Consider the following 18,899-nt stretch of genomic DNA (forward strand, 5'->3'; position numbering starts at 1 on the left):
ATATTTTATAATAGTTAAATAGTTTTTGGTCATGAAATTTTTGCAAAAATCAGATGACTATAACCATTCCGTCGTAAGAGAGAACGGCCCCTTCACTTCTATCCCTGACGTATTTCACCGCCTCCGTGAAGGGCAGGTTGTGGTGAGCTATGTGGGCCAGAACAGTTAGCTCAGCAAACCTCTCCCCTAGGGCAATGGCCTCATCGATGTTGTTGTGGTTCTCGTCATGTACTCCCGGGGAAAAGGTTGCATCTATAAGTGCTACGTGAGGGCTCTTATTTTTCAGCAACTCTAGGCTTTTGGGTGGCAGACCCTTCGTATCAAAGACCACCGCTAGAGTCCCGCTCCCGTCCTCTATAAGGTATCCAAAGGTCTGAACGCTGTGGTTGAGGGGGAAAGCCCTTATCCTGACGTCCCCGATTTTTAGACTTGGAGGCGTCTCGTGGAGAACCACTCGAAGGTTCTTTGGACTTTCTACTATCTCCCTGTTGGCACTGCCGGAGGGTGCGTGGAGCTCTATCCTCTCCGACGTCCAGCGAAGCTTAAAGAGTCCAGCTATGTGGTCGTGGTGCCAGTGAGTCAGCAGTATAGCGTCGATTTTTTCCTCCACATAGGGTGTCACGTCAAAGCCAACGTCCACCAAAATCGTCGTTCCTTCCTCAGAAACAACCAAAACCGAGGTGGGCTTTCTTCTCGCGAAGGCTAACCTCCTGGCCTCCTGGCAGGCGGGACATCTGCACAGGTAGTTCGGAATGCCCTCAGAGCCTCCGGTTCCGAGCAGATTGACTATCACAAGTTATCCCCCCAATATTTTGCTGAAGACGGCTGTATCGAGAAGTTTAACGGTGACGTCTATTATTATTGCCAGCAGGAGCAGAACCTTGAGGAGCGTGAATGCGTCTCCGGGGGGCACCTCAACGCCCGAAGCCCCCAGGAACATGCCGAGATAAAAGTAAGCCGCAAGCATGGATAGGGTGTAGCTCATGACCGCCTCAAGCCTCGATTTTTCGGGCACCACCTTTATCCCTATCCAAATCACGGTTAGCATCAGCGCCATGAGAAATGACAGCAGTCCCGTGAAGAAGGAGTGGGGGGACAGCATCACCTTAAAGAACGCCTCGGAGAAGTCGTTAATGATGACAAGGAGGCCCAGGGTAACGCCGATAAGAGTTGTTAATATGTCCATCTTCACCAGAGTGTCGATGAGACTCACGAAGGGTTTCCACTTCGTCTTCGGACCAATCAGGAGGTAGAGAACGTCGCTGGCGTTGCTGGACTTCTCAAGTATCTCCTTTAACATAAAGCTCGGTGGCATACCCGGAAACCGCCCGAGTTCATGAACTTCATCGTTCATGCCAAGCTCTTTCATAGCTTTGCTTGCTTCGATGAGGGATATACCAACGAGTTCCATAAGGTAAGTATCTGAATCGCTTTTGAAAACCCTTCCGATTTCGTTCATTAGACGGCGAAGGTACTTTCTTATCAATGCCCTCAACCGCTCCTCTTTAATCCCAAGCAAACGCCTGTATCGAACCAGGAGTGCCAGAAAGCGGAGTACAAAGCTCGTGTCGTAGAGGGTATCTCTCGTCAAATATTGAAGTCTCTCAAAGGCATCGAGAATCTTTGAGCGGACTTTCCCCTTCTCCACGGGCAGTCCGCTTTCCCAGGCCCACAGCAGGGCCCACGAAGCGTAGAACGTCGTGTCTATTTTTGAAACATCTCCCCTAGATTCTGGCCAACCGACTACTTCCACAAAGTCATTCAAAAGCCATCTTAACGTCGGCTCCACGGTTTCAAGGGGAACCTCAAGGGGGAATCTCTTGGAGAGCTCCCTCGCCTTGAGAATTGCTAAGACGGCAAGGGAAGACGCTCCGACTATGCCTCTCCCATTATCCCGCTCGGTTCGGGGCCACCAACCAAGGTCTCCACTCCTATGGTGCCTTTCTTTCAGGTAAGCTAGGGCCCTTTCGATGGCTTTGGGTATCTTTTCAGTGGATTGCCCCTCTTCATTCTCAATTGCCATTGCCAGAATCCTCACCGTCCGTCCTGTTGTTCCCACCTCGCCGATGCTGGACATCTCGTGCGTTGGAAACGAACCGTCCTCTAACTGGTGCTCCAGAAGCCAGTCGATGGCTTTCCGCATGTGGGTATCATCTTTCAACGTCTCCCCGGCCAGAGCGGCAATTTCAACGTAGCGGTAAACGCTCCCCGTCTCCACGTACCTGCTTAGCTCCCCAAGTCTTAGAAAGCCGCCGTTATCAAGTTGCCTCTCCCGCAGTGCCCATAGAATCATAACTACATGAAAAGGTACCTTCCAGCTTTTCATAGCGTCTATAACTACCCAGAAGTCAGGACTTAATCCAACGCTCCACAGATAGCCCCTGCTAACGTCCTCGATATTATCTATGTACCCCCCAGTCAGGGCGTAGAGCTTCCGCCACACCCCGAGGTTGATCTTAAGGTGGGGAACGTTGGTCTCTATCCTCCCCATACGGACTAAACTTTTAAGGCAGCGCTTTTATTGCTTTCTATAATCTGAACGGTGGTGAAAATGCGCGTCGCTGTGCTTTATTCCGGCGGGAAAGATTCCAACTACGCCCTCTACTGGGCGCTGAGGCAGGGGTTTGAGGTCAAGTACCTCGTCAGCATGGTGAGCGAGAGCGACGAGAGCTACATGTACCACGTGCCGAACATTCACCTCACCGAGCTCCAGGCAAAAGCGATAGGAATTCCCCTCGTCAAGGGATTCACGAGCGGCGAGAAGGAGAAAGAGGTAGAGGACATGAAAGCTGTCCTCGAGGGCCTTAGAGTTGACGGAATCATCGCAGGCGCCCTGGCGAGCGAATATCAGAAGAAAAGGGTTGATAGGGTTGCCGAAGAGCTTGGCCTTGAGAGCTTCGCTCCAGCGTGGCATCGCGACCCAATCGATTACATGCGCGAGCTAATCGGAATCTTTGATATAGTGATGGTCGGCACCGCCGCTTACGGCTTAGATGAGAGCTGGCTCGGAAGGAGGATAGACGAGAATGCCTTGAAGGAGCTGGTGAATCTCCATGAAAAGTATAAAATCCACGTCGCTGGCGAAGGCGGTGAGTTCGAGACCTTCGTCAGGGATGCGCCGTTCTTTAAGGCGAGGATCGTCTTCGACGAGGTCGAGAAGAAGTGGAGTGAATGCAACTATTCGGGAGTGCTTGAGGTTAAGAGGGCTCACCTGGAACCAAAATAAGGGGAGTCAGCTGAACTCCCCGTTCTCCATGTAAGCGACGTATGCGTGCGTTCCCTCCGGGACGGTGTTTATGTCCACGTAGATGCCGTCTATCTTTCCGTTTTCGTCGGTGTGGAGCGTTATCGCGTCCTTGTACTCGACTGGAACCGCCAGAACGTATGAATTGCCGTTGGCGTCGTTATCGGCGAGTCCCATGGCAAAGCCCACGAGAACTGGGGCTATGCTTCCCTTCATGTAGTAGCCATCCATGCCCTCGTAGCCGGTACTGTCCCCGATGTAGAAGTAGTAGTAATCGTCCGTGATGAACTCATCCGCCATCATCTCGACGTCCCCCCTGCCGACGTTCTGGGCGCTCAGGTCGTCGAGTGATATCAGCTCGCCATCGCTGTACGAGTATTCGATGTCGTAAACGGTAGCCTCGCTTGAAAGCGCTCTGTCGAATATGCCAACGAGGTAGTTGTAGAACTGCTGGGCATCCCCAACGTCGGGAGTTTCATCCCAGTTCCCGTTTTCCACGTGGTAGGAGACGCTTCCATCTGAGGTGGCTATGCTGAAACCGTCATCGCTTTCCCTGAACGATACGTCCCAGTAGAACGCCCCATCGCGCTCCTCAACGGTTGAGAGGCTTATCCAGTCGTCGTCTATGTAGACTTTGCCGTCCTCAACGCTCACGTAGTCCTCATCCGGCACGGCGAGTATGTAGAGAACCGAACCGTTGGCATATCTTATGACAGCGGCGTGTGAGTACTCTATGTCCGGCGTGACTATCACGTGGAGCGTGTCCGCATCGAAGAGGCTAACGGTGCTTGCTGTGTATGTATCGCCTTCCTCCCTCGTTTCTTCCGAACTTGAACCGATGCACCCGGAGCCGAGTGCCGCGGCAAAAACCAGAAGAAGAACCGCCATTGAGAGGAGTTTTCGCATTATTCTTCACCAACCTAACTTGAGTTTCTTACTAAAATGGTGTCCTCCTTTAAAAGAGTTGCTTTTGTGGGCGGTAAAAGAAAGGGTCAGTCCGCCTTTATCCTCACCCAGAACCAGGCCTTTGAGCAGCCACCGGAGACTCCACAGCTCGGGAATTCAAGGCTCCACTCCTTCTCGGGGATTCCAGAGAAGGGATCCCAGGTGAAGTAGTCATCGTCCAAGAGAATCGTTATCGCCACTTGTCCCATTGGGTCGTCGTCGTTTCCCCATTTCCCCGAATCCTCTTCCCAGGCGTTGTACTCAAGGTAGAGGAAGGGAACGTCTGCCCTCGCGTGCTCGATTATCAAAAGGTTCGGCTCAACCATGAGTTTGTTGCCATCAATGACCCTCCTGCCCTCGGGATACCTGTGCTCCGCCAAAACCGGGAGCATCGGCGTTACCCTTACCCCCTCTGCCACATCGGTTCCGTAGTATTCCTCCCCCTCGATGAAGTGTGTAAAAGCCCTCAGGTGGATGTAGTACTCGTCGTCCCCGATTTCCGTGTCCGTCGTGAACTTCACCGTGCTGAGGTAGGCCTTCATATCGGTGTAGCGGAGCGTCCTCGGGACCTCAACCTCCTGAACGAGGTATGTCACCCTCATGTTGCCATCGGCGGACCAGGTCTCAACGAGAACGCCGTCGCGGTAGTTGTCGCTCGCCTCTATCGTATAACCGTTGTAGCCGACTGGGTCGGGGTCTCCGCCGAGGTCCTTGACTATCGTTGATCTCCACCACTCGCCCGCACCTTGGCCAGTAACGAGCTGGTTGATGAACATAACGCCGTTGTAGCCGTACTTCATCGCGGTTCCTATTTCTCCGGTGGCGAGGCCGATGGCGGCGTCAATCAGGAGGCCGACGCCGAGGGTGATGTATTCACCGGGGTCGTCCAAGTCCCAGCCGGCGGTTTGGACGTAAACCTTTCTGTATTTTTTGACCTCATCGAGGGGCATGACGAAAATCGGATAGCCGTTGATGAATGGAAAGCTCACGCTTATCGCCCTCTCGTCGTGGTAGAGCAGTCTGCTGTGGTCGTTCGCCTCGACCCAGCGCTTGGCTGGATAGCCGACTGCATAAATAGGCCCGTATTCCCAGTCGAGGTCGTTCTCGTGCTCCCAGTAAACCGGGAAGGCCCACGAGACGAGCTGTATTTCGCCCTCTGCGCTGTCCTTGTTGCCCTTTATGTAAACGTCCTCAACGACGATGACCAGATAGCGCTCAACGTCCTTGTCAAGGCTCAGTCCGTTGGTCGCGTTCACCCAGATGTTGCTGTGCGACGGGAAGCGATTAAAGCCGATTGAAGGGGCGAACCAGAGGCGGAAGTAGCGCCAGGGGACAAGGGAGAAGAAGTTGCTGATGTTGTACTCGACCATGAACCTGCCGTCCCCGAGCTGCTCAACCTTCACGTTTCCTGAGCGGAAAACACTGCCGGAGCGGTCTTTGAGTTCGTAGCCGTTGGCGGTTATTATGGCTATCCAGTCCGCCTCACCGTTGTCGCTGCTGTCTATGAAGGCCTTGATGGGCATCATCAGCTTGTAGGTACTCTCGTCCTTGAAGTAGAGTCTCATGAGAACGTCGTGGCCCGTCGCCTCCATGTAGAGTTCAACGCTCTCATCAGGAAGGCCGAACCAGGCGGGCGAGTAGTAGTCAATCCAGCCCCTTCCGGCCTCCATCATGAACTTCTCAACGCTCGGATAGGTGAGGCTGGGGTTGTCATCGTTTATCGTTCTGCCGTAGATTCTGAGGTAAACCTTCTCCGGAAAGATTTCAGAGAAGTTTTCGACGGTGAAGCTCACGCGCCTCCCGTCGAGCTCCACCTCACCGCTCTGGAGCTCCTCAAGGCCATCATCGGTTAGCTCGTAGAGTGTGAAGCCCGTCGAGTAGAGGTGGAGCTCCCAGTTTCTCCCAAACTCATCCCCCTCGTCGAACTTTATGACCGTCGGCTCGTACACGTACTTCTTGCCAGAGAACATGTCGATGAACGAGGGAATGTGGACGTATGCTGCCGCAAGGCTTTCGTTTTCAAATGTTATAGTGAACTTCACGTTCTTTCCGGGATTCGTGGACTGCGTAATAATCGAGACCCGCTCTATCTTCTCGCCGTTCGGCTCAAAGGCTTCGCTTCCAATCGGTCCGACGTAGGTGAAGTTTGCCGTGAGCTTGTAAACGGGTATTATTACAGGCTCCAAGGTGACGTTTATTAGAGTCTCAGGCAGGGAAAAGCCCGGCCCTGTTCCTTCTTCGTTGGTTTCCCCGGCTTCACAGCCGAGGTCCGGGTCTGCGTCGCCCTCGCATACAACGTTCCCGTCCTCATCGTACTGGAGGCTCTCGTTCTGGACGGGGGTTTCGGTCGAGGTTTCCGTTTGGGTTTCGGTTCCGGTTTCACTCCCAGCTTCCGTCGGCGAGATTTCTATCTCAGACGTCTCGCCCCTGTTGCTCGTTGGATTCTCGCTCGTTGTTGGGCTTGTGCCCGTGGATGAAGGGGTGTTGCCAATGCACCCGCTGATGATGACTAACGTGCTCACCAACAGGAAAATCAAAATCCGTGAGGTTTTTTTCATACCGGCACCTCCGGGCCAAACCTCGGGCAAGAAAAGAAATTGAAGCCCATGCAGGGGTCTGGATTTTATCCAATTATGTCCCTTATTTTATTTAAGAGTTTCTTCGATGAAGAGTCATTCAGGGGACAAAATTTATTAAGCGCGGATTATTCTCACATCCGGTGGTAGAATGATCGAGGTTGAGAACCTCACCAAGAGCTTCGGCCCGACGAGGGCAGTCAATGGAATAACGTTCACCGTTGGTGATGGCGAGATATACGGCCTTCTTGGGCCGAACGGAAGTGGAAAGAGCACGACGATGAAGATTCTTGCTGGGATATTGAAACCCACCTCGGGGCGCGTTGTTGTGGGCGGGGTTGACGTCACCGAGGATTCTTTGGGGGTCAGGCCGATAGTCGGCTACGTCCCGGAAACGCCGGTTCTCTACGAGAGCCTCACACCGGTCGAGTTCTTCAATTTCGTGGGGAGCGTGAGGGGGATTCCGAAGGAAGAGCTCCAGGAGCGCGTTGAAACGCTCGTCAGGGCCTTTGGCATAGAGAGCTACCTCGGCGAGATGATAGGTTCGCTCAGCTTTGGCACGAGGCAGAAGGTGTCGCTCATAGCGGCCATGCTCCACGACCCGAGGGTTCTGATCCTTGATGAGGCCATGAACGGCCTCGACCCCAAGAGCGCTAGGATTCTGAGGGAGCTTCTGCTCCAATTCCGAGAGGAGGGGAGGAGCATAGTCTTCTCCACCCACGTGCTGGCTCTGGCCGAGACGATATGCGACCGTGTTGGTGTCATCTACAACGGCGAGATAATCGCCGAGGGAACCGTCGAGCAGCTCAAGGAGTTCGCCCACGAGGAGAGCCTCGAGGACGTTTTCCTCAAACTTACAGAGAGCCAGGAGGAGGTTGCTGGAATAGTCCGGGCCCTCAAGGAGACCCTTTAGGGTGGGAGCATGCGGGAGATAGTCAAAATCCTCTACAAGGAGCTCCACTACAGGCGTTTGAAGAGCAACCCCCAGATAGCGGCCGACCCCGAGAGGTTCAGGAAGCAGTTCAAGAACGCGGGCGACATAAAGAGGGGGATGGCCCTTCAGGCAGTTGCCTTTCTGTTCTTTGGCGTCATGATGGCGGGGGCGATTGCCGGAGCCGAGGACGAAACCCGGGCGGCGGTGATATTCGCCACCTACGCCCTGCTTCCCTTTGTGATGGGCCTTTACATCACGGCTGTCAACGCATCCTACGCGGTCTCGATGGGAATCTTCGAGCCGCTCAAACCCCTGCCGATAAGGACCGGCTCAAAGTATCTCAGCCTTCTCCTGGCGATAGACAACGTTCCCGCGGTCATTGCGCTCCTTCCTGCGGCCATCATGATGATGGTGAAGTACGGAACCTCCGGCCTGCTCGGCCTTCTCTGGGTCCTCACCGGGGCCTTCCTCGGCCACGTCCTCGGGCTGGTCGTCTTCACGTTCTTCGGCTCGGCGAGCGTTGGCGGCAGGTTCTCGAAGCTCAGGACGCTGGCGAGGACCCTGGGGGTTATCCTCTTCATCGGCATCTTCTACGCCCTCAACTACTTCCAGGGGTACGTCAACGAGCTCTTCTCGAAGTACTCCCTGGCCTATCCATTCTCCGTCGCCTCGATAACGGATCCATCCCACTCCTCCCTCATTCTCCTCGGCTATCTCGTCATCCTCGTTCCGCTCTACCGGTTCATCCTCGGAAGACTCTGGAGCGGGTTGGAGGAGGGGGCGAAGGTTTCCCGCTCCAGAACCGTTCGCTTCAAGGCCGAAACCCACCCCCCTGTTCTGGCACTCGCACTCAAGGATTTGAGAATAGTCTTCAGAAAGAGCGCCCTCCTCGTCGGTCTCGTCTTTCCTCTCTTCATAATCCTGCCGAGTGCTGTTGGCATTCTCACGTCCGGAAAGGTTGAGGACTGGGCGCTCGCATCGGTCCTCCTCATGATAGCCTGGATGAGCTCCGTGGGAATCGACACGGTTCTCAAAATAGACGGTAGGGAGTTCGAGTTCCTGAGGAGTCTGCCCATAACGGTCGGTCAGTTCGTTCGGGCGAAGCTCCTGGTGATGAACGCCGTTCCGGTTACTGCCGGCGTTGGTCTCGTCCTAGCGGTTTCGTACCTCGACGTTAAAACCCTTGCCCTGCTCCCCGCCGCGGTTATCCTTCCGCTCCTGACGTCCTCCGTGGCGCTGGCCTTCTTCTACCACGGCGAAAGCGAGCTATCCGTGCCGGAGACGAACTTCGGCCACGTCCTGGTGCTGATGATAATCAACGGGGTTACCCTCGGAGCAATCGCCGGCCTCTGGTACTTCCTCGGCTACCCCTACGCGCTGGCTCTAGCTACCGTCGGCTTCGCGGCGGTTCAGGCCTTCCTCAGCAGGTGACGTGGAATATCGCAAGGACTTTCCTTTTTCCCCAGAGCCCGTTGAAGAGCTCCACCGCCTCGCCGGTCGGCTTTTCGATGACCTCTTTGTTCGTCACCAGCTCCCTGCTTTCCGGTAGAAGGGAGAGCTTTCCCCAGGCACCGGTGCCGACGAGCAGAACGTCGAAGTCCTCCGTGAGGTACTCCCTCAGCTCATCCGGGTCGAGCTTATGGCTCGTGCCGTGCTTGTTCTTGCTGAGCCATTTCTTGCGCTCCTCGATTTTTCCGCTCGGATATATCACGATGTCGCCTTCGTAAACCTTCCCGTCCACGACTATCCTGCCGAATTCTGGAAACTCGACCCTCATGACATCACCTCAGGCTCAGGGCGTCCCTCAGAATCTTCGCGTGGTCGAACGCCAGCGGCAGCTTCAGCGCTTCATCCACAGGTACAACGTGGACTTCCTTGGCGTCGTCCCCGGCCTTCAGTTTTCCGGTTCCGATAGCCAGAAAGGCCGTCGTTACGGTGTGTCCTCTCGGGTCGCGGTTCGGGTCGGAGTAAACTCCAACGAGCTTGATGAGCCTCACGTCGAGACCAGTCTCCTCCCTCGCCTCACGAAGGGCCGCCTCCTCGACGGTTTCTCCGTACTCGACGAAGCCTCCGGGTAAAGCAAAGCTGTCCTTGAAGGGCTCGTGCTTCCTTTTGATGAGGACGACACCGTTGTTGTAAAGTATCACAACGTCCGCGGTCAGACCTATGCAGCGGTGCATCTCCACCTTCAGCTCCAGGTGCTTCCTTGATAAAAACTCCATCAGCTCTTTCTTAACCGGTTCAACGTTGTAGTCCCTTGGTGCCTTTACGAGAAGGACGTAACGGTCCATAGGATCACCTCGGCTCCCGCTTTTCATCACGACTCAGCATGCTGACGTTTCGTCATCGGTGATTGAACTTCGCGGAGTTCCCTTATATTCCTGATGCTTGGGGTCTGTCTGTCGTGGGTTTTTAGCGAGCGGGCTTAACATCAACCTCCATCGCCATCTCATTCACTTCGTCCATAGGGAAGTCGAAGATTCTGCGCTGGAGAAAGAGCGCGGTGAATGCGGCGGCCCTCTTGAGTGCTTGAATGAATGAGCAGTCATTGTAGAACAGGGAGAAGGATGCCAGAAAAACGTCGCCCGCGCCGGTGGATTCCTCCACCGCAACCCTGGCCGGAGTGTAGGTGTATTTTCGTCCCCGGAGGTATGCCTGTCCCACGTCGGCACCCCGGGAGACCAGCAGCACTTCTATTTTGTCCGGATTAAGGTTTCTTACGAGCTGGGCCTCGGAGACGTCGGCGTGGAGAACCTTCAGTCCGTTAAAGATGCCGCCGTCTACCCCCGTCAGCTTCAGTCTTCCTGGGTGGGGGGACCTGGTGAACCCCTGAACGTCTGCGACAACGAAGTCGCCCCTCTTTTTGGCGAGTGCAACGGTTTCGGGTGTAATCTCGCCTGCAACCGGGTTGAGGATGATTATATCGTAGCCCCTGTGTGGTATGTCGGTTATCCTCTCCGCAACGGAGAGGAGGGTCAGCTCCCGGTTGTCCCTGTCGAGATAGCGGAGACGGTAGGAAGTGCTGTTCCGTGAGGAGATTACGTGGAGCCTTATCCCTGAAGCCTCGAGCTCCTCAAGCCATTTTCCCGGGAAGTCCTCCCCAACACTGGTCAGAATCTCGACCCTGCAGAATCCGGACAGGGCCATCGCAGAATAGTACGCTCCACCCCCGATGCGGTATTCGATTCCGGAACCCTTAACGATGATATCCTGCACGAGATGGCCGACGACTAGACACTTCATTTTATCAGCCCAATCCTTGTTATTAGCTACACTTTCCATAAAAACCTTTTGGAAATTTTCCGAAAAGTTTATAAGGGCAAAAACGAAAAGCTTAAAAGGATATGTCCTTTTGGGGTGGGGCTATGAAGCGCCTGGGTAAAGTTTCTCACTATGCAAAGCAGGGGTTCCTGGTTCTCAGGACTGACTGGGTTCCTTCACTCAACGACCCGGTGGTTGACAAAAAGCTCACCGTGGTCGGGGTAGTAAAGGATGTTTTCGGGCCGGTTAAGAGGCCCTACGTGGCCGTCAAGCCACGAGTCAAGAATCCCGAGAGTTACATCGGTGCACTGCTGTACGTTGATTCCTCGAGGAAGAAATCCGGGCCTGGCAGAAAAGCTCGGTCCGGGAAGAAGCGTTCCAAGGGCGGAAAGGCAAGACGCCCTGCCCCCAGAAAGAGGGGGTGAGAGCTTTTGGCTGATAAGAATGTTTGTCCGATTTGCGGCTCCGATAAGCTGTTTTACGACCCGAGGAGAGGCGAAATTGTCTGTTCTGTCTGTGGTTACGTTGTTCAGCAGAATGTCGTCGATGAGGGTCCTGAGTGGCGCGCCTTCGACCCCGATCAGAGGGCCAAGCGTGCCAGGACCGGTGCGCCCATGACGCTGATGATCCATGATAAGGGCCTCTCCACCGACATAGACTGGCGCGACAAGGACATACACGGGAACCAGATAACCGGCATGTACCGGACTAAGATGCGCCGCCTGAGGATGTGGCAGCGCAGGATGCGCATAAACGACGCGGCCGAGCGTAACCTCGCCTTCGCCCTGAGCGAGCTGGACAGAATGGCTGCCCAGATGCGTCTCCCGAGGCGCGTCAAGGAGGTTGCGGCCTCGCTCTACAGAAAGGCAGTCATGAAGAAGCTCATCCGCGGGCGCTCGATTGAGGGAATGGTCTCCGCGGCACTCTACGCGGCGTGCAGGATGGAGAGCATTCCAAGGACTCTCGATGAGATAGCGGCCGTTTCAAAGGTCACGAAGAAGGAGATAGGAAGGAGCTACCGCTTCCTTGCCCGCGGTCTCAGCCTCAACCTCCGCCCGACCAGCCCGATTGAGTACGTTGACCGCTTCGGCGACGCTCTAAACGTGAGTGTTCGGACGAAGAAGAGGGCCAAGGAGATACTCCGGGAGGCCATAAAGCGCGGCATAACCAGCGGCAAGGGTCCTACTGGACTTGCGGCGGCTGCCCTGTACGTTGCCTCTCTCCTCGAGGGTGAGAAAAAGACCCAGCGCGAGGTGGCGGAGGTAGCGCACGTAACCGAGGTCACCGTGAGGAACCGCTACAAGGAGCTGGTGGAGAAGCTCAACATAAACGTCCCGATATGAGGGATGGCCGTGCTTATAGCGGTGACGAGCGACACCCATTACGGCGATAAGACCCGAAACCCCCTCTCCCTTCTTTTCCAGCACCTTGAGGAGAGAACGCCGGATTTGATACTCCACGCGGGCGACGTTACATCCCATGAGCTTCTGGAGGAGCTTGAGAGGTTCGCACCGGTCATAGCCGTTCGGGGAAACGCTGATCACCTCAACCTCCCTGAGGAGAGGGTCGTCGATGCCGCGGATATTGGAATCGGCCTTCTCCACGGGCACCGGTTCTTCTCGCTCAACGCCCAGTTTCTGACGCTCAAAGCCCTCGACATGGGGGTCGATGTTCTCATATTCGGCCACACGCACCGTTTCTACCACGATACCTACTCAATCCATGGGAAACGGGTGGTTCTCCTCAACCCTGGCTCGCCGACGTTCCCTAGGATGGATTCGGCCGGCTTTGCGTTTCTCGAGATTAAGGGAGAAAACATCCGTGTTGAAAGGATTACTTTCTGGTAGGTTCACATCAACTCCCAGAAAAGCTAAGGAAGGAAAAGAAAGGCCATCAGCTCTTGATGGCGAGCTTGATGTCCTCGGCCTTGACGGTCTTCCTGCCGGCGTGGTGGGCAAGGTCGACCGCCTTCCTGGCGATCTCCATGGCCTTCTCCTCGAGGTGCTCGGCCAGGAGCTTGGCGGCGTCCTCGCTGACGCGGGCGGCGCCGGCCTTCCTTATCAGCCTGTCAACTGGGGCAATCGGCAACTCAGCCATTTTCCCAACCTCCTAAACGTTGTTTTGCAGGTATCTGCGTTCTATTCTAGGAAGGAAGGCCTATATAAACTTTTCGGAAACAGGGGCTTCTGGGGGCGATAATCGGCTGTTTTTAGGTGGGGTGTTTAGAAATTCGGCATCCTTCGCCTGCCACCTTATGAACGGCCCAATACAAACCCGAGGGCAAAGTTTTGAAAAGGTCTATCCGCACTTGAAACCCCGTTTGCCGGTGGGACACAGCTTTGATTTTTAAAAGCGGGGCGGAAGTTTGGGGCGTTGGTGCGGTAAAAGTGTCCCCGATACTCATATGGGGGCAGGAGTGTCCCAATAATGAACCATAGCATTTTTATAGGTGGCCGTATAATCTCCAAGTTACTCAGGAGGTGAAAGCATGGTAGAGAAGTTTGACAAGATATACGACTACTACGTGGACAAGGCCTATGAGCCCAATAAAAAGAGGGACATCATAGCCGTGTTCCGCGTAACCCCTGCCGAGGGGTACACCATCGAGGCGGCCGCCGGTGCAGTCGCCGCCGAGAGCTCGACCGGAACCTGGACCACCCTCTACGAGTGGTATGAGAAGGAGAGATGGGCGGACCTTTCCGCCAAGGCCTACGACTTCCACGACATGGGCGACGGCAGCTGGATAGTCAAGATAGCCTACCCGTTCCACGCCTTTGAGGAGGCAAACCTTCCCGGACTCTTGGCGAGCATAGCGGGCAACGTCTTCGGGATGAAGCGCGTCAAGGGACTTCGTCTTGAGGACATGTACTTCCCCGAGAAGCTCATCAGGGAGTTTAACGGTCCGGCCTTTGGTATCGAGGGCGTCAGAAAGATGCTCGATATCAAGGACAGGCCGCTCTACGGTGTCGTTCCAAAGCCCAAGGTGGGTTATTCCCCTGAGGAGTTCGAAAAGCTCGCGTACGACCTGCTCTCAAACGGCGCCGATTATATGAAGGACGACGAGAACCTCACGAGCCCCTGGTACAACCGCTTTGATGAGCGCGCCGAGATAATGGCCAGGGTGATAGAGAGGGTTGAGAACGAGACCGGTGAGAAGAAGACGTGGTTCGCCAACATAACTGCCCCGCTCCTTGAGATGGAGCGCAGGCTTGAGGTTCTGGCCAATCTTGGCCTCAAGCACGCGATGGTCGATGTCGTCATAACCGGCTGGGGCGCACTCGAGTACATAACCGAGCTGGCGGCGGACTACGGTCTAGCCGTCCACGGTCACAGGGCCATGCACGCCGCGTTCACCAGGAACCCACACCACGGCATCTCGATGTTCGTCCTAGCGAAGCTCTACAGGCTCGTCGGTATCGACCAGCTCCACGTTGGAACGGCCGGAGCCGGCAAGCTCGAGGGAGGAAAGTGGGACGTCATTCAGAACGCCAGGATCCTCAGGGAGAAGCACTACAAGCCGGACGAGAACGATGTCTTCCACATGGAGCAGAAGTTCTACGGCATAAAGGCTGCGTTCCCGACGAGCTCCGGCGGCCTCCACCCCGGCAACATCCAGCCCGTTGTGGATGCCCTCGGAACTGACATCGTCTTCCAGCTCGGTGGAGGAACCCTCGGACACCCCGATGGGCCCGCTGCGGGTGCAAGAGCTGCCAGGCAGGCGATAGATGCCATCATGCAGGGAATCCCCCTCGACGAATATGCCAAGAGCCACAGGGAGCTTGCCCGCGCCCTGGAGAAGTGGGGTCACGTCACTCCGGTCTGACCGGTTTGACGGCTTTTCTCCCCCATTTTCGTCTTTCGTTCAACTTTTCACCCGGAGGAGATTTAACGGGTGGGAATGTTCTTCCCCCGGTGGTGTTATGGTTCACCCTGGTGGATTCTTGGAGGTCATAACGGGGCCGATGTTCGCGGGCAAAACCACCGAGCTTATAAAGAGGATAGAGCGGCAGACTTTTGCCAGGAGGAAGGCCGCCCTCTTCAAGCCCAGCATCGACAACAGATATTCCGAGGATGACGTGGTTGCCCACAACGGTCTCAGGTACGAGGCCTTCGTCGTCCCCACGAATGAGGAGGGCGTTGAACTCATTGAGAGGATTACCCTGGATGAGGGCTTCGAGGTAATCGGGGTGGACGAGGTTCAGTTCTTTCCGCAGGGAATAGTTGAGACGCTGAACCGCCTCGCCGACGAGGGAATCTACGTGATTGCGAGCGGCCTCAACCTCGACTTCAAGGGGGACCCCTTCCCGGTGACCGGGGACCTCCTTGTCCGCGCTGACAACATCGTCTACCTCACCGCGGTCTGCACGGTCTGCGGGAAGCCCGCGACCAGGAGTCAGCGTCTTATTGATGGGAAGCCGGCCCCGAGGGACTCCCCGATAATCCTCGTCGGGAGCAACGAGAGCTATGAGGCACGCTGCAGGGAGCACCACGTTGTTCCATAATCCTCCAATTTTTCTCCCGGATCCACCGAAAAGCTTAAAGTAATCTTTTCTTACATCAGGTTAGGGAAAGGGGGTGAGACCATGGAGTCAAATAAGAACATGGGAAGGCTGCTTGACATACTGGGAAACGAGACGCGAAGGAGGATACTCATCCTGCTCACCAGGAGACCCTACTTTGTGAGCGAGCTCAGCCAGGAGCTTGGGGTGGGTCAGAAGGCGGTCCTTGAGCATCTGAGGATACTCGAGAGCGCTGGGCTCATAGAGGGAAGGACTGAGAAGATACCGCGCGGCAGGCCCAGGAAGTACTACACGATAAAGAGGGGCTTCAGAATGGAGGTACTGCTCACTCCGTACACCTTCGGCACTGAGATGTACGAACCGAAGGCCCCCAGGCGAACCAGGGAGTACAACCAGGCCAGGGCGCTCATAAAATCCACCGAGCCCGCGGACGCCAAGATAGACGAGCTCCTGACGTTTCTAACTGAGATACAGGAGAGGATAAATGAGATAATCCGGACAAAGCAGGAGCTGGAGGAAGTCCGCCTGCTGACGGAGACGTACATAGAGAATTTCTTCAGAAGGGTGGCTCAGGAAAACGAACGGGAGTTCGAGAGGCTCCTGAAGGAGTTCGCCCCCAGGCTGCCGAGAAAGATACTTGAGGACCTGGAAAGCTTTTAAGAATCCTTTTAAGAATCGGCTGGAAGGGTCCGAAGAGAATAAATCCTAGAAAAGGGGCATCAAAGCATCTTGCCCTCTTCCTTCATCCTCACGAGCTTGGTCATGTAACCGGCTATCCTGTTCCTGATGGTCTTGCTGGTGACGTTGGTGAGCTCATCGACCTTCTTCTTGTTGTGCTCGAAGTCCCTGGTGAACTCGTTCGGGTAGCGGTCAAACAGCTCGCGGGCGATTCTCTTGATGAAAGTCTGCTTGATGTTTCCCATCATCAATCCCCCCATTATCTTGACTCTGACAACCATACCCCAATCTCGAAAGCCGTTTTAAAGCTTTTCCCTCTTCAAACTTATAAACCCTCTCTCGAACTCATGGCCATGATGAGGGAAATCATCCGCTGCAGGGGACACGAGAACGTCAGGGCAACCCACAAATCGACGCTTGAGTTCACGAAGGAAAACTACCTCACCCCAAGGGGGGACTGCATACTGTGCATCGAAGCGGACAGGGGCATAAACGACCTGAGCGAGGATTTTAAACGTGCCCTCAGGGCTGGAAAGAAGCTCTTGATCCGCATCAGGGTGGGCGACCTCACTGACGAGGTCCTGGCCGAGGGGAGCCCGGAGCTGATTCTCGAGCACGAGTACTCGATGGTCATCAGGAAGAGCACCTACGTGGACGCCAGAACCCTCGCGATAAGGGCCAACAAGGCCGCCAGGGACATAGACCGGCGCATTGTGGAGCTTCTGAAGAACCCCGAGACGATTGCCGAGATTGAGCTGGTGGTGTTCGACTGATTTTTAAGCTTCGCAAACTATCTTTTCACATGACACCTAAAGAAACGGCACTCGCCCTGATGGATGCGGCGTTGAAAGCCGCTGACCCGTACCTCGCGGTGAAAAGGAACCTTGGGATTGAGGGGAACCACTTGGTCGTTTCTGGTGAGAGGTTCCCTGTTCGGGGGAAAATCTATCTTCTGGCCTTCGGCAAGGCCGCCTGCTCCATGGCAAGGGCGGTCGTTGACCTCCTCGGGGAGAGAGTCGAAGAGGGAGTAATCCTCACCAAGTACGGGTACGCCGAAAACTGTCCTAAAATGGGAAGGCTGAAGGTTATCGAGGCGGGGCATCCTGTTCCAGACGAGAACTCCCTCCTGGCTGGAAAACTCGGCCTCGAGCTGGCCGAGAAGGTTGGGGAGAACGACATTCTCATCGTCCTGATCTCCGGTGGCGGAAGCGCCCTCTTCCTCCTTCCCGAGAGGGGAATAACCCTGGAGGACAAAATCCGGACAAACGAGCTCCTCCTGAAAAGCGGGGCAAAGATATACGAGATAAACACAGTGAGAAAGCACATCTCGGCCGTCAAGGGCGGCAAGCTGGCGAAGCGCGTGAGGGGGACGGTTGTAAGCCTGATCCTCTCGGACGTCGTCGGCGACCCGCTCGAGGCCATAGCATCGGGCCCGACCGTAAAGGACCCCACCACCTTCGAGGATGCCTTCAGAATCTTGAAGCTCTACGGCGTCTGGGAGAAGCTGCCCGAGAGCGTTAAGAGGCACATCGAGCTGGGACTTGAAGGGAAGGCAGAGGAGACCCTCAAGGAGGATCTCCCAAACGTCCACAACTTCATAGTCGGAAGCAACACCCTCGCCTGTGAATCTGCCCTGGCGAAGGCGGAGGAACTCGGCTACAATGCCCTGTTGCTCACCACGACCCTCGAAGGTGAGGCAAGGGAGATAGCCCTGGCAATAGGCTCGATAGTCCAGGAGATCGCCAAATACGACCGCCCGGTTCCAAAGCCGGCGGTTCTAATAGCCGGCGGCGAGTGGACGGTGACTATTGAGGGAAAAGCCGGCCTCGGCGGACCGAATCAGGAGTTCGCGCTAAGTGTGGCCAGAAAGATAGATGGACTGAACGCTGTGGTTTTAGCGGTTGATACCGACGGGACCGACGGGCCGACGGATGCGGCCGGCGGGATAGTGGACGGGAAAACGCTTGAACTTCTCAGGGAATCCGGGGTGGACGTCGAGGAAGTCCTCCGGAGGCACGACGCCTACGGTGCGCTGGAAAGAGTGGGTGCGCTCCTCAAGATGGGGCCGACGGGAACCAACGTGAACTCGATGGTGATAGCGGTCATCCCGAAGGGACGCCAATAAATTTTACAGCTCCACGAACTCCCAGCCTTCCCTGTGGGTCTCTATTCCCTCCGCCTTCACACGTAGGGGCCTTATCTCCTTCTTTAGTCCCCATAGGAACTCTTCAAAGGCCTCATCATCGGTCAGAACCTCGTAGCTTTCCGGATACTCATCGCAGAGGAGTTCCTGGAATTCCCTTCCCGATGCACGGAGGTTGAGCACTTCAAAGAAGTAGTAGTCCGCAAAGTCCCTCGTATCCTCGACTATGGCAGAAACGTCCGTTATCTCCGGAATTATTGGGCTGACGAAAACGTATGTTTTCAAGCCCGCCTCGTGGAGTTCCTTAAGGGCGTTAACCCTCGCCTCGTGAACCGGCGTCAGCGGTTCAAAGAGCCTCTTTTCTCTCCCTGTAAAGCCGTTTATCGTGAGGCCGACCTCTATCGTCCGGAACTCCTTGAAAAGGTCGATGTCCCGGGTTACCAGAGGGGACTTGGTGAGCACCGAAAGTTCGTTCTTCTTGTCCATGTACCTCAAAACGCTTCTCGTAAGCTTTAACTCGGCCTCTATAGGCTGGTATGGGTCGCTCACCGTTGACATGACGACGCTCCCAGAAACGTGCTTTCTCTCCAGGTCGGGG

General features: G+C 55.4%; 20 protein-coding genes and 1 pseudogene. 11 read left to right on the plus strand and 10 right to left on the minus strand.

Translation table 11 applies throughout. The features are described from left to right. Window positions 1-49 precede the first annotated feature (49 nt). Together FPV09_RS11260 and FPV09_RS11265 are read right to left on the minus strand one after the other, a co-directional pair. A complete protein-coding gene (locus FPV09_RS11260; protein ID WP_148883465.1) occupies window positions 50-793 on the minus strand; it encodes an MBL fold metallo-hydrolase in 744 nt (247 codons plus the stop codon). A gap of 3 nt (window positions 794-796) precedes the next feature. After that, complete coding sequence (locus FPV09_RS11265; RefSeq protein ID WP_148883466.1) at window positions 797-2,491, minus strand: prenyltransferase/squalene oxidase repeat-containing protein; 1,695 nt, start codon at window positions 2,489-2,491, stop codon at window positions 797-799. 60 nt (window positions 2,492-2,551) lie between these two features. On the opposite strand from FPV09_RS11265, the gene FPV09_RS11270 reads away from it, so the two are divergent. Beyond that, window positions 2,552-3,226, plus strand: a complete 675-nt coding sequence (locus FPV09_RS11270; RefSeq protein WP_148883864.1) for a diphthine--ammonia ligase — start codon at window positions 2,552-2,554, stop codon at window positions 3,224-3,226. Window positions 3,227-3,232: 6 nt separating this feature from the next. On the opposite strand, the gene FPV09_RS11275 is transcribed toward FPV09_RS11270, so the two are convergent. Together FPV09_RS11275 and FPV09_RS11280 are read right to left on the minus strand one after the other, a co-directional pair. Further along, window positions 3,233-4,150 carry a hypothetical protein gene (locus FPV09_RS11275; RefSeq protein ID WP_148883467.1) on the minus strand — a complete coding sequence of 306 codons (918 nt, stop codon included), beginning with the start codon at window positions 4,148-4,150 and terminating at the stop codon, window positions 3,233-3,235. 86 nt (window positions 4,151-4,236) lie between these two features. Next, on the minus strand, window positions 4,237-6,747 hold the full coding sequence (locus FPV09_RS11280) for a hypothetical protein (protein WP_148883468.1): 2,511 nt from the start codon (window positions 6,745-6,747) through the stop codon (window positions 4,237-4,239). 169 nt (window positions 6,748-6,916) lie between these two features. On the opposite strand from FPV09_RS11280, the gene FPV09_RS11285 reads away from it, so the two are divergent. Further along, window positions 6,917-7,678, plus strand: coding sequence for an ABC transporter ATP-binding protein (locus FPV09_RS11285; RefSeq protein WP_148883469.1), 762 nt, complete (start codon window positions 6,917-6,919; stop codon window positions 7,676-7,678). Window positions 7,679-7,687: 9 nt separating this feature from the next. After that, a complete protein-coding gene (locus FPV09_RS11290) occupies window positions 7,688-9,130 on the plus strand; it encodes a hypothetical protein (protein ID WP_148883470.1) in 1,443 nt (480 codons plus the stop codon). Here the strand turns inward: FPV09_RS11290 and FPV09_RS11295 are convergent. The 3 genes from FPV09_RS11295 to FPV09_RS11305 all read right to left on the minus strand — a co-directional run bounded on the left by FPV09_RS11295 (window position 9,120) and on the right by FPV09_RS11305 (window position 10,942). Then, on the minus strand, window positions 9,120-9,476 hold the full coding sequence (locus FPV09_RS11295) for an Mth938-like domain-containing protein (RefSeq protein WP_148883471.1): 357 nt from the start codon (window positions 9,474-9,476) through the stop codon (window positions 9,120-9,122). The genes FPV09_RS11290 and FPV09_RS11295 overlap by 11 nt on opposite strands. A gap of 4 nt (window positions 9,477-9,480) precedes the next feature. Beyond that, the gene (locus FPV09_RS11300; RefSeq protein ID WP_148883472.1) at window positions 9,481-9,990 is read right to left on the minus strand and encodes an NUDIX domain-containing protein; all 510 of its coding nucleotides are present in this window, start codon (window positions 9,988-9,990) and stop codon (window positions 9,481-9,483) included. Window positions 9,991-10,111: 121 nt separating this feature from the next. Further along, on the minus strand, window positions 10,112-10,942 hold the full coding sequence (locus tag FPV09_RS11305; RefSeq protein ID WP_148883473.1) for a carbohydrate kinase family protein: 831 nt from the start codon (window positions 10,940-10,942) through the stop codon (window positions 10,112-10,114). Between the two features lie 122 nt (window positions 10,943-11,064). Between FPV09_RS11305 and FPV09_RS11310 the strand changes: the two genes are divergently transcribed. Genes FPV09_RS11310 through FPV09_RS11320 form a run of 3 tightly spaced genes read left to right on the plus strand, consistent with a single transcriptional unit; the run spans window position 11,065 to window position 12,807 of the window. Then, window positions 11,065-11,385 (plus strand): Gar1/Naf1 family protein, encoded by a 321-nt coding sequence (locus tag FPV09_RS11310; RefSeq protein ID WP_058938744.1) that lies wholly within the window; start codon window positions 11,065-11,067, stop codon window positions 11,383-11,385. 6 nt (window positions 11,386-11,391) lie between these two features. Continuing rightward, complete coding sequence (locus tag FPV09_RS11315; protein ID WP_058938745.1) at window positions 11,392-12,303, plus strand: transcription initiation factor IIB; 912 nt, start codon at window positions 11,392-11,394, stop codon at window positions 12,301-12,303. 9 nt (window positions 12,304-12,312) lie between these two features. Beyond that, window positions 12,313-12,807: a YfcE family phosphodiesterase gene (locus FPV09_RS11320; RefSeq protein ID WP_148883474.1), complete on the plus strand. Its 495-nt coding sequence runs from the start codon at window positions 12,313-12,315 to the stop codon at window positions 12,805-12,807. Window positions 12,808-12,853: 46 nt separating this feature from the next. Here the strand turns inward: FPV09_RS11320 and hpkB are convergent, their stop codons facing one another. Next, window positions 12,854-13,057 carry an archaeal histone HpkB gene (hpkB, locus tag FPV09_RS11325; RefSeq protein ID WP_014013473.1) on the minus strand — a complete coding sequence of 68 codons (204 nt, stop codon included), beginning with the start codon at window positions 13,055-13,057 and terminating at the stop codon, window positions 12,854-12,856. 391 nt (window positions 13,058-13,448) lie between these two features. Here hpkB and rbcL point away from each other — a divergent pair, with 391 nt between their 5' ends. The 3 genes from rbcL (at window position 13,449) to FPV09_RS11340 (ending at window position 16,140) form a co-directional block, all read left to right on the plus strand. Beyond that, window positions 13,449-14,783, plus strand: coding sequence for a type III ribulose-bisphosphate carboxylase (gene rbcL, locus FPV09_RS11330; RefSeq protein ID WP_148883475.1), 1,335 nt, complete (start codon window positions 13,449-13,451; stop codon window positions 14,781-14,783). Window positions 14,784-14,880: 97 nt separating this feature from the next. Further along, complete coding sequence (locus FPV09_RS11335; protein ID WP_148883476.1) at window positions 14,881-15,462, plus strand: thymidine kinase; 582 nt, start codon at window positions 14,881-14,883, stop codon at window positions 15,460-15,462. An 81-nt stretch (window positions 15,463-15,543) separates the two neighbouring features. Further along, window positions 15,544-16,140 carry an ArsR/SmtB family transcription factor gene (locus tag FPV09_RS11340; RefSeq protein ID WP_148883477.1) on the plus strand — a complete coding sequence of 199 codons (597 nt, stop codon included), beginning with the start codon at window positions 15,544-15,546 and terminating at the stop codon, window positions 16,138-16,140. A 59-nt stretch (window positions 16,141-16,199) separates the two neighbouring features. On the opposite strand, the gene FPV09_RS11345 is transcribed toward FPV09_RS11340, so the two are convergent. Further along, on the minus strand, window positions 16,200-16,403 hold the full coding sequence (locus FPV09_RS11345) for a 30S ribosomal protein S17e (protein WP_058938779.1): 204 nt from the start codon (window positions 16,401-16,403) through the stop codon (window positions 16,200-16,202). A 108-nt stretch (window positions 16,404-16,511) separates the two neighbouring features. On the opposite strand from FPV09_RS11345, the gene FPV09_RS11350 reads away from it, so the two are divergent. Further along, the gene (locus FPV09_RS11350) at window positions 16,512-16,931 is read left to right on the plus strand and encodes a DUF371 domain-containing protein (RefSeq protein WP_058938749.1); all 420 of its coding nucleotides are present in this window, start codon (window positions 16,512-16,514) and stop codon (window positions 16,929-16,931) included. Between the two features lie 29 nt (window positions 16,932-16,960). Continuing rightward, window positions 16,961-18,283, plus strand: a complete 1,323-nt coding sequence (locus tag FPV09_RS11355; RefSeq protein ID WP_148883478.1) for a glycerate kinase type-2 family protein — start codon at window positions 16,961-16,963, stop codon at window positions 18,281-18,283. A 3-nt stretch (window positions 18,284-18,286) separates the two neighbouring features. On the opposite strand, the pseudogene FPV09_RS11360 reads toward FPV09_RS11355, so the two are convergent. Further along, window positions 18,287-18,898: pseudogene (locus FPV09_RS11360) on the minus strand (radical SAM protein); the annotation flags it as partial. Window position 18,899 lies beyond the last annotated feature (1 nt).

The sequence above is a fragment of the Thermococcus aciditolerans genome (genome assembly GCF_008152015.1).
GTDB lineage: Archaea > Methanobacteriota_B > Thermococci > Thermococcales > Thermococcaceae > Thermococcus > Thermococcus celericrescens.

Coding starts and splice junctions, on each gene's coding strand:
- hpkB (WP_014013473.1), bottom strand. CDS start 13,057: ATGGCTGAGTTGCCGATTGCCCCAGTTGACAGGCTGATAAGGAAGGCC.
- FPV09_RS11270 (WP_148883864.1), top strand. CDS start 2,552: ATGCGCGTCGCTGTGCTTTATTCCGGCGGGAAAGATTCCAACTACGCC.
- FPV09_RS11295 (WP_148883471.1), bottom strand. CDS start 9,476: ATGAGGGTCGAGTTTCCAGAATTCGGCAGGATAGTCGTGGACGGGAAG.
- FPV09_RS11335 (WP_148883476.1), top strand. CDS start 14,881: ATGGTTCACCCTGGTGGATTCTTGGAGGTCATAACGGGGCCGATGTTC.
- FPV09_RS11310 (WP_058938744.1), top strand. CDS start 11,065: ATGAAGCGCCTGGGTAAAGTTTCTCACTATGCAAAGCAGGGGTTCCTG.
- FPV09_RS11340 (WP_148883477.1), top strand. CDS start 15,544: ATGGAGTCAAATAAGAACATGGGAAGGCTGCTTGACATACTGGGAAAC.
- FPV09_RS11305 (WP_148883473.1), bottom strand. CDS start 10,942: ATGAAGTGTCTAGTCGTCGGCCATCTCGTGCAGGATATCATCGTTAAG.
- FPV09_RS11285 (WP_148883469.1), top strand. CDS start 6,917: ATGATCGAGGTTGAGAACCTCACCAAGAGCTTCGGCCCGACGAGGGCA.
- FPV09_RS11350 (WP_058938749.1), top strand. CDS start 16,512: ATGATGAGGGAAATCATCCGCTGCAGGGGACACGAGAACGTCAGGGCA.
- FPV09_RS11290 (WP_148883470.1), top strand. CDS start 7,688: ATGCGGGAGATAGTCAAAATCCTCTACAAGGAGCTCCACTACAGGCGT.
- FPV09_RS11275 (WP_148883467.1), bottom strand. CDS start 4,150: ATGCGAAAACTCCTCTCAATGGCGGTTCTTCTTCTGGTTTTTGCCGCG.
- FPV09_RS11345 (WP_058938779.1), bottom strand. CDS start 16,403: ATGGGAAACATCAAGCAGACTTTCATCAAGAGAATCGCCCGCGAGCTG.
- rbcL (WP_148883475.1), top strand. CDS start 13,449: ATGGTAGAGAAGTTTGACAAGATATACGACTACTACGTGGACAAGGCC.
- FPV09_RS11265 (WP_148883466.1), bottom strand. CDS start 2,491: ATGGGGAGGATAGAGACCAACGTTCCCCACCTTAAGATCAACCTCGGG.
- FPV09_RS11355 (WP_148883478.1), top strand. CDS start 16,961: ATGACACCTAAAGAAACGGCACTCGCCCTGATGGATGCGGCGTTGAAA.
- FPV09_RS11300 (WP_148883472.1), bottom strand. CDS start 9,990: ATGGACCGTTACGTCCTTCTCGTAAAGGCACCAAGGGACTACAACGTT.
- FPV09_RS11280 (WP_148883468.1), bottom strand. CDS start 6,747: ATGAAAAAAACCTCACGGATTTTGATTTTCCTGTTGGTGAGCACGTTA.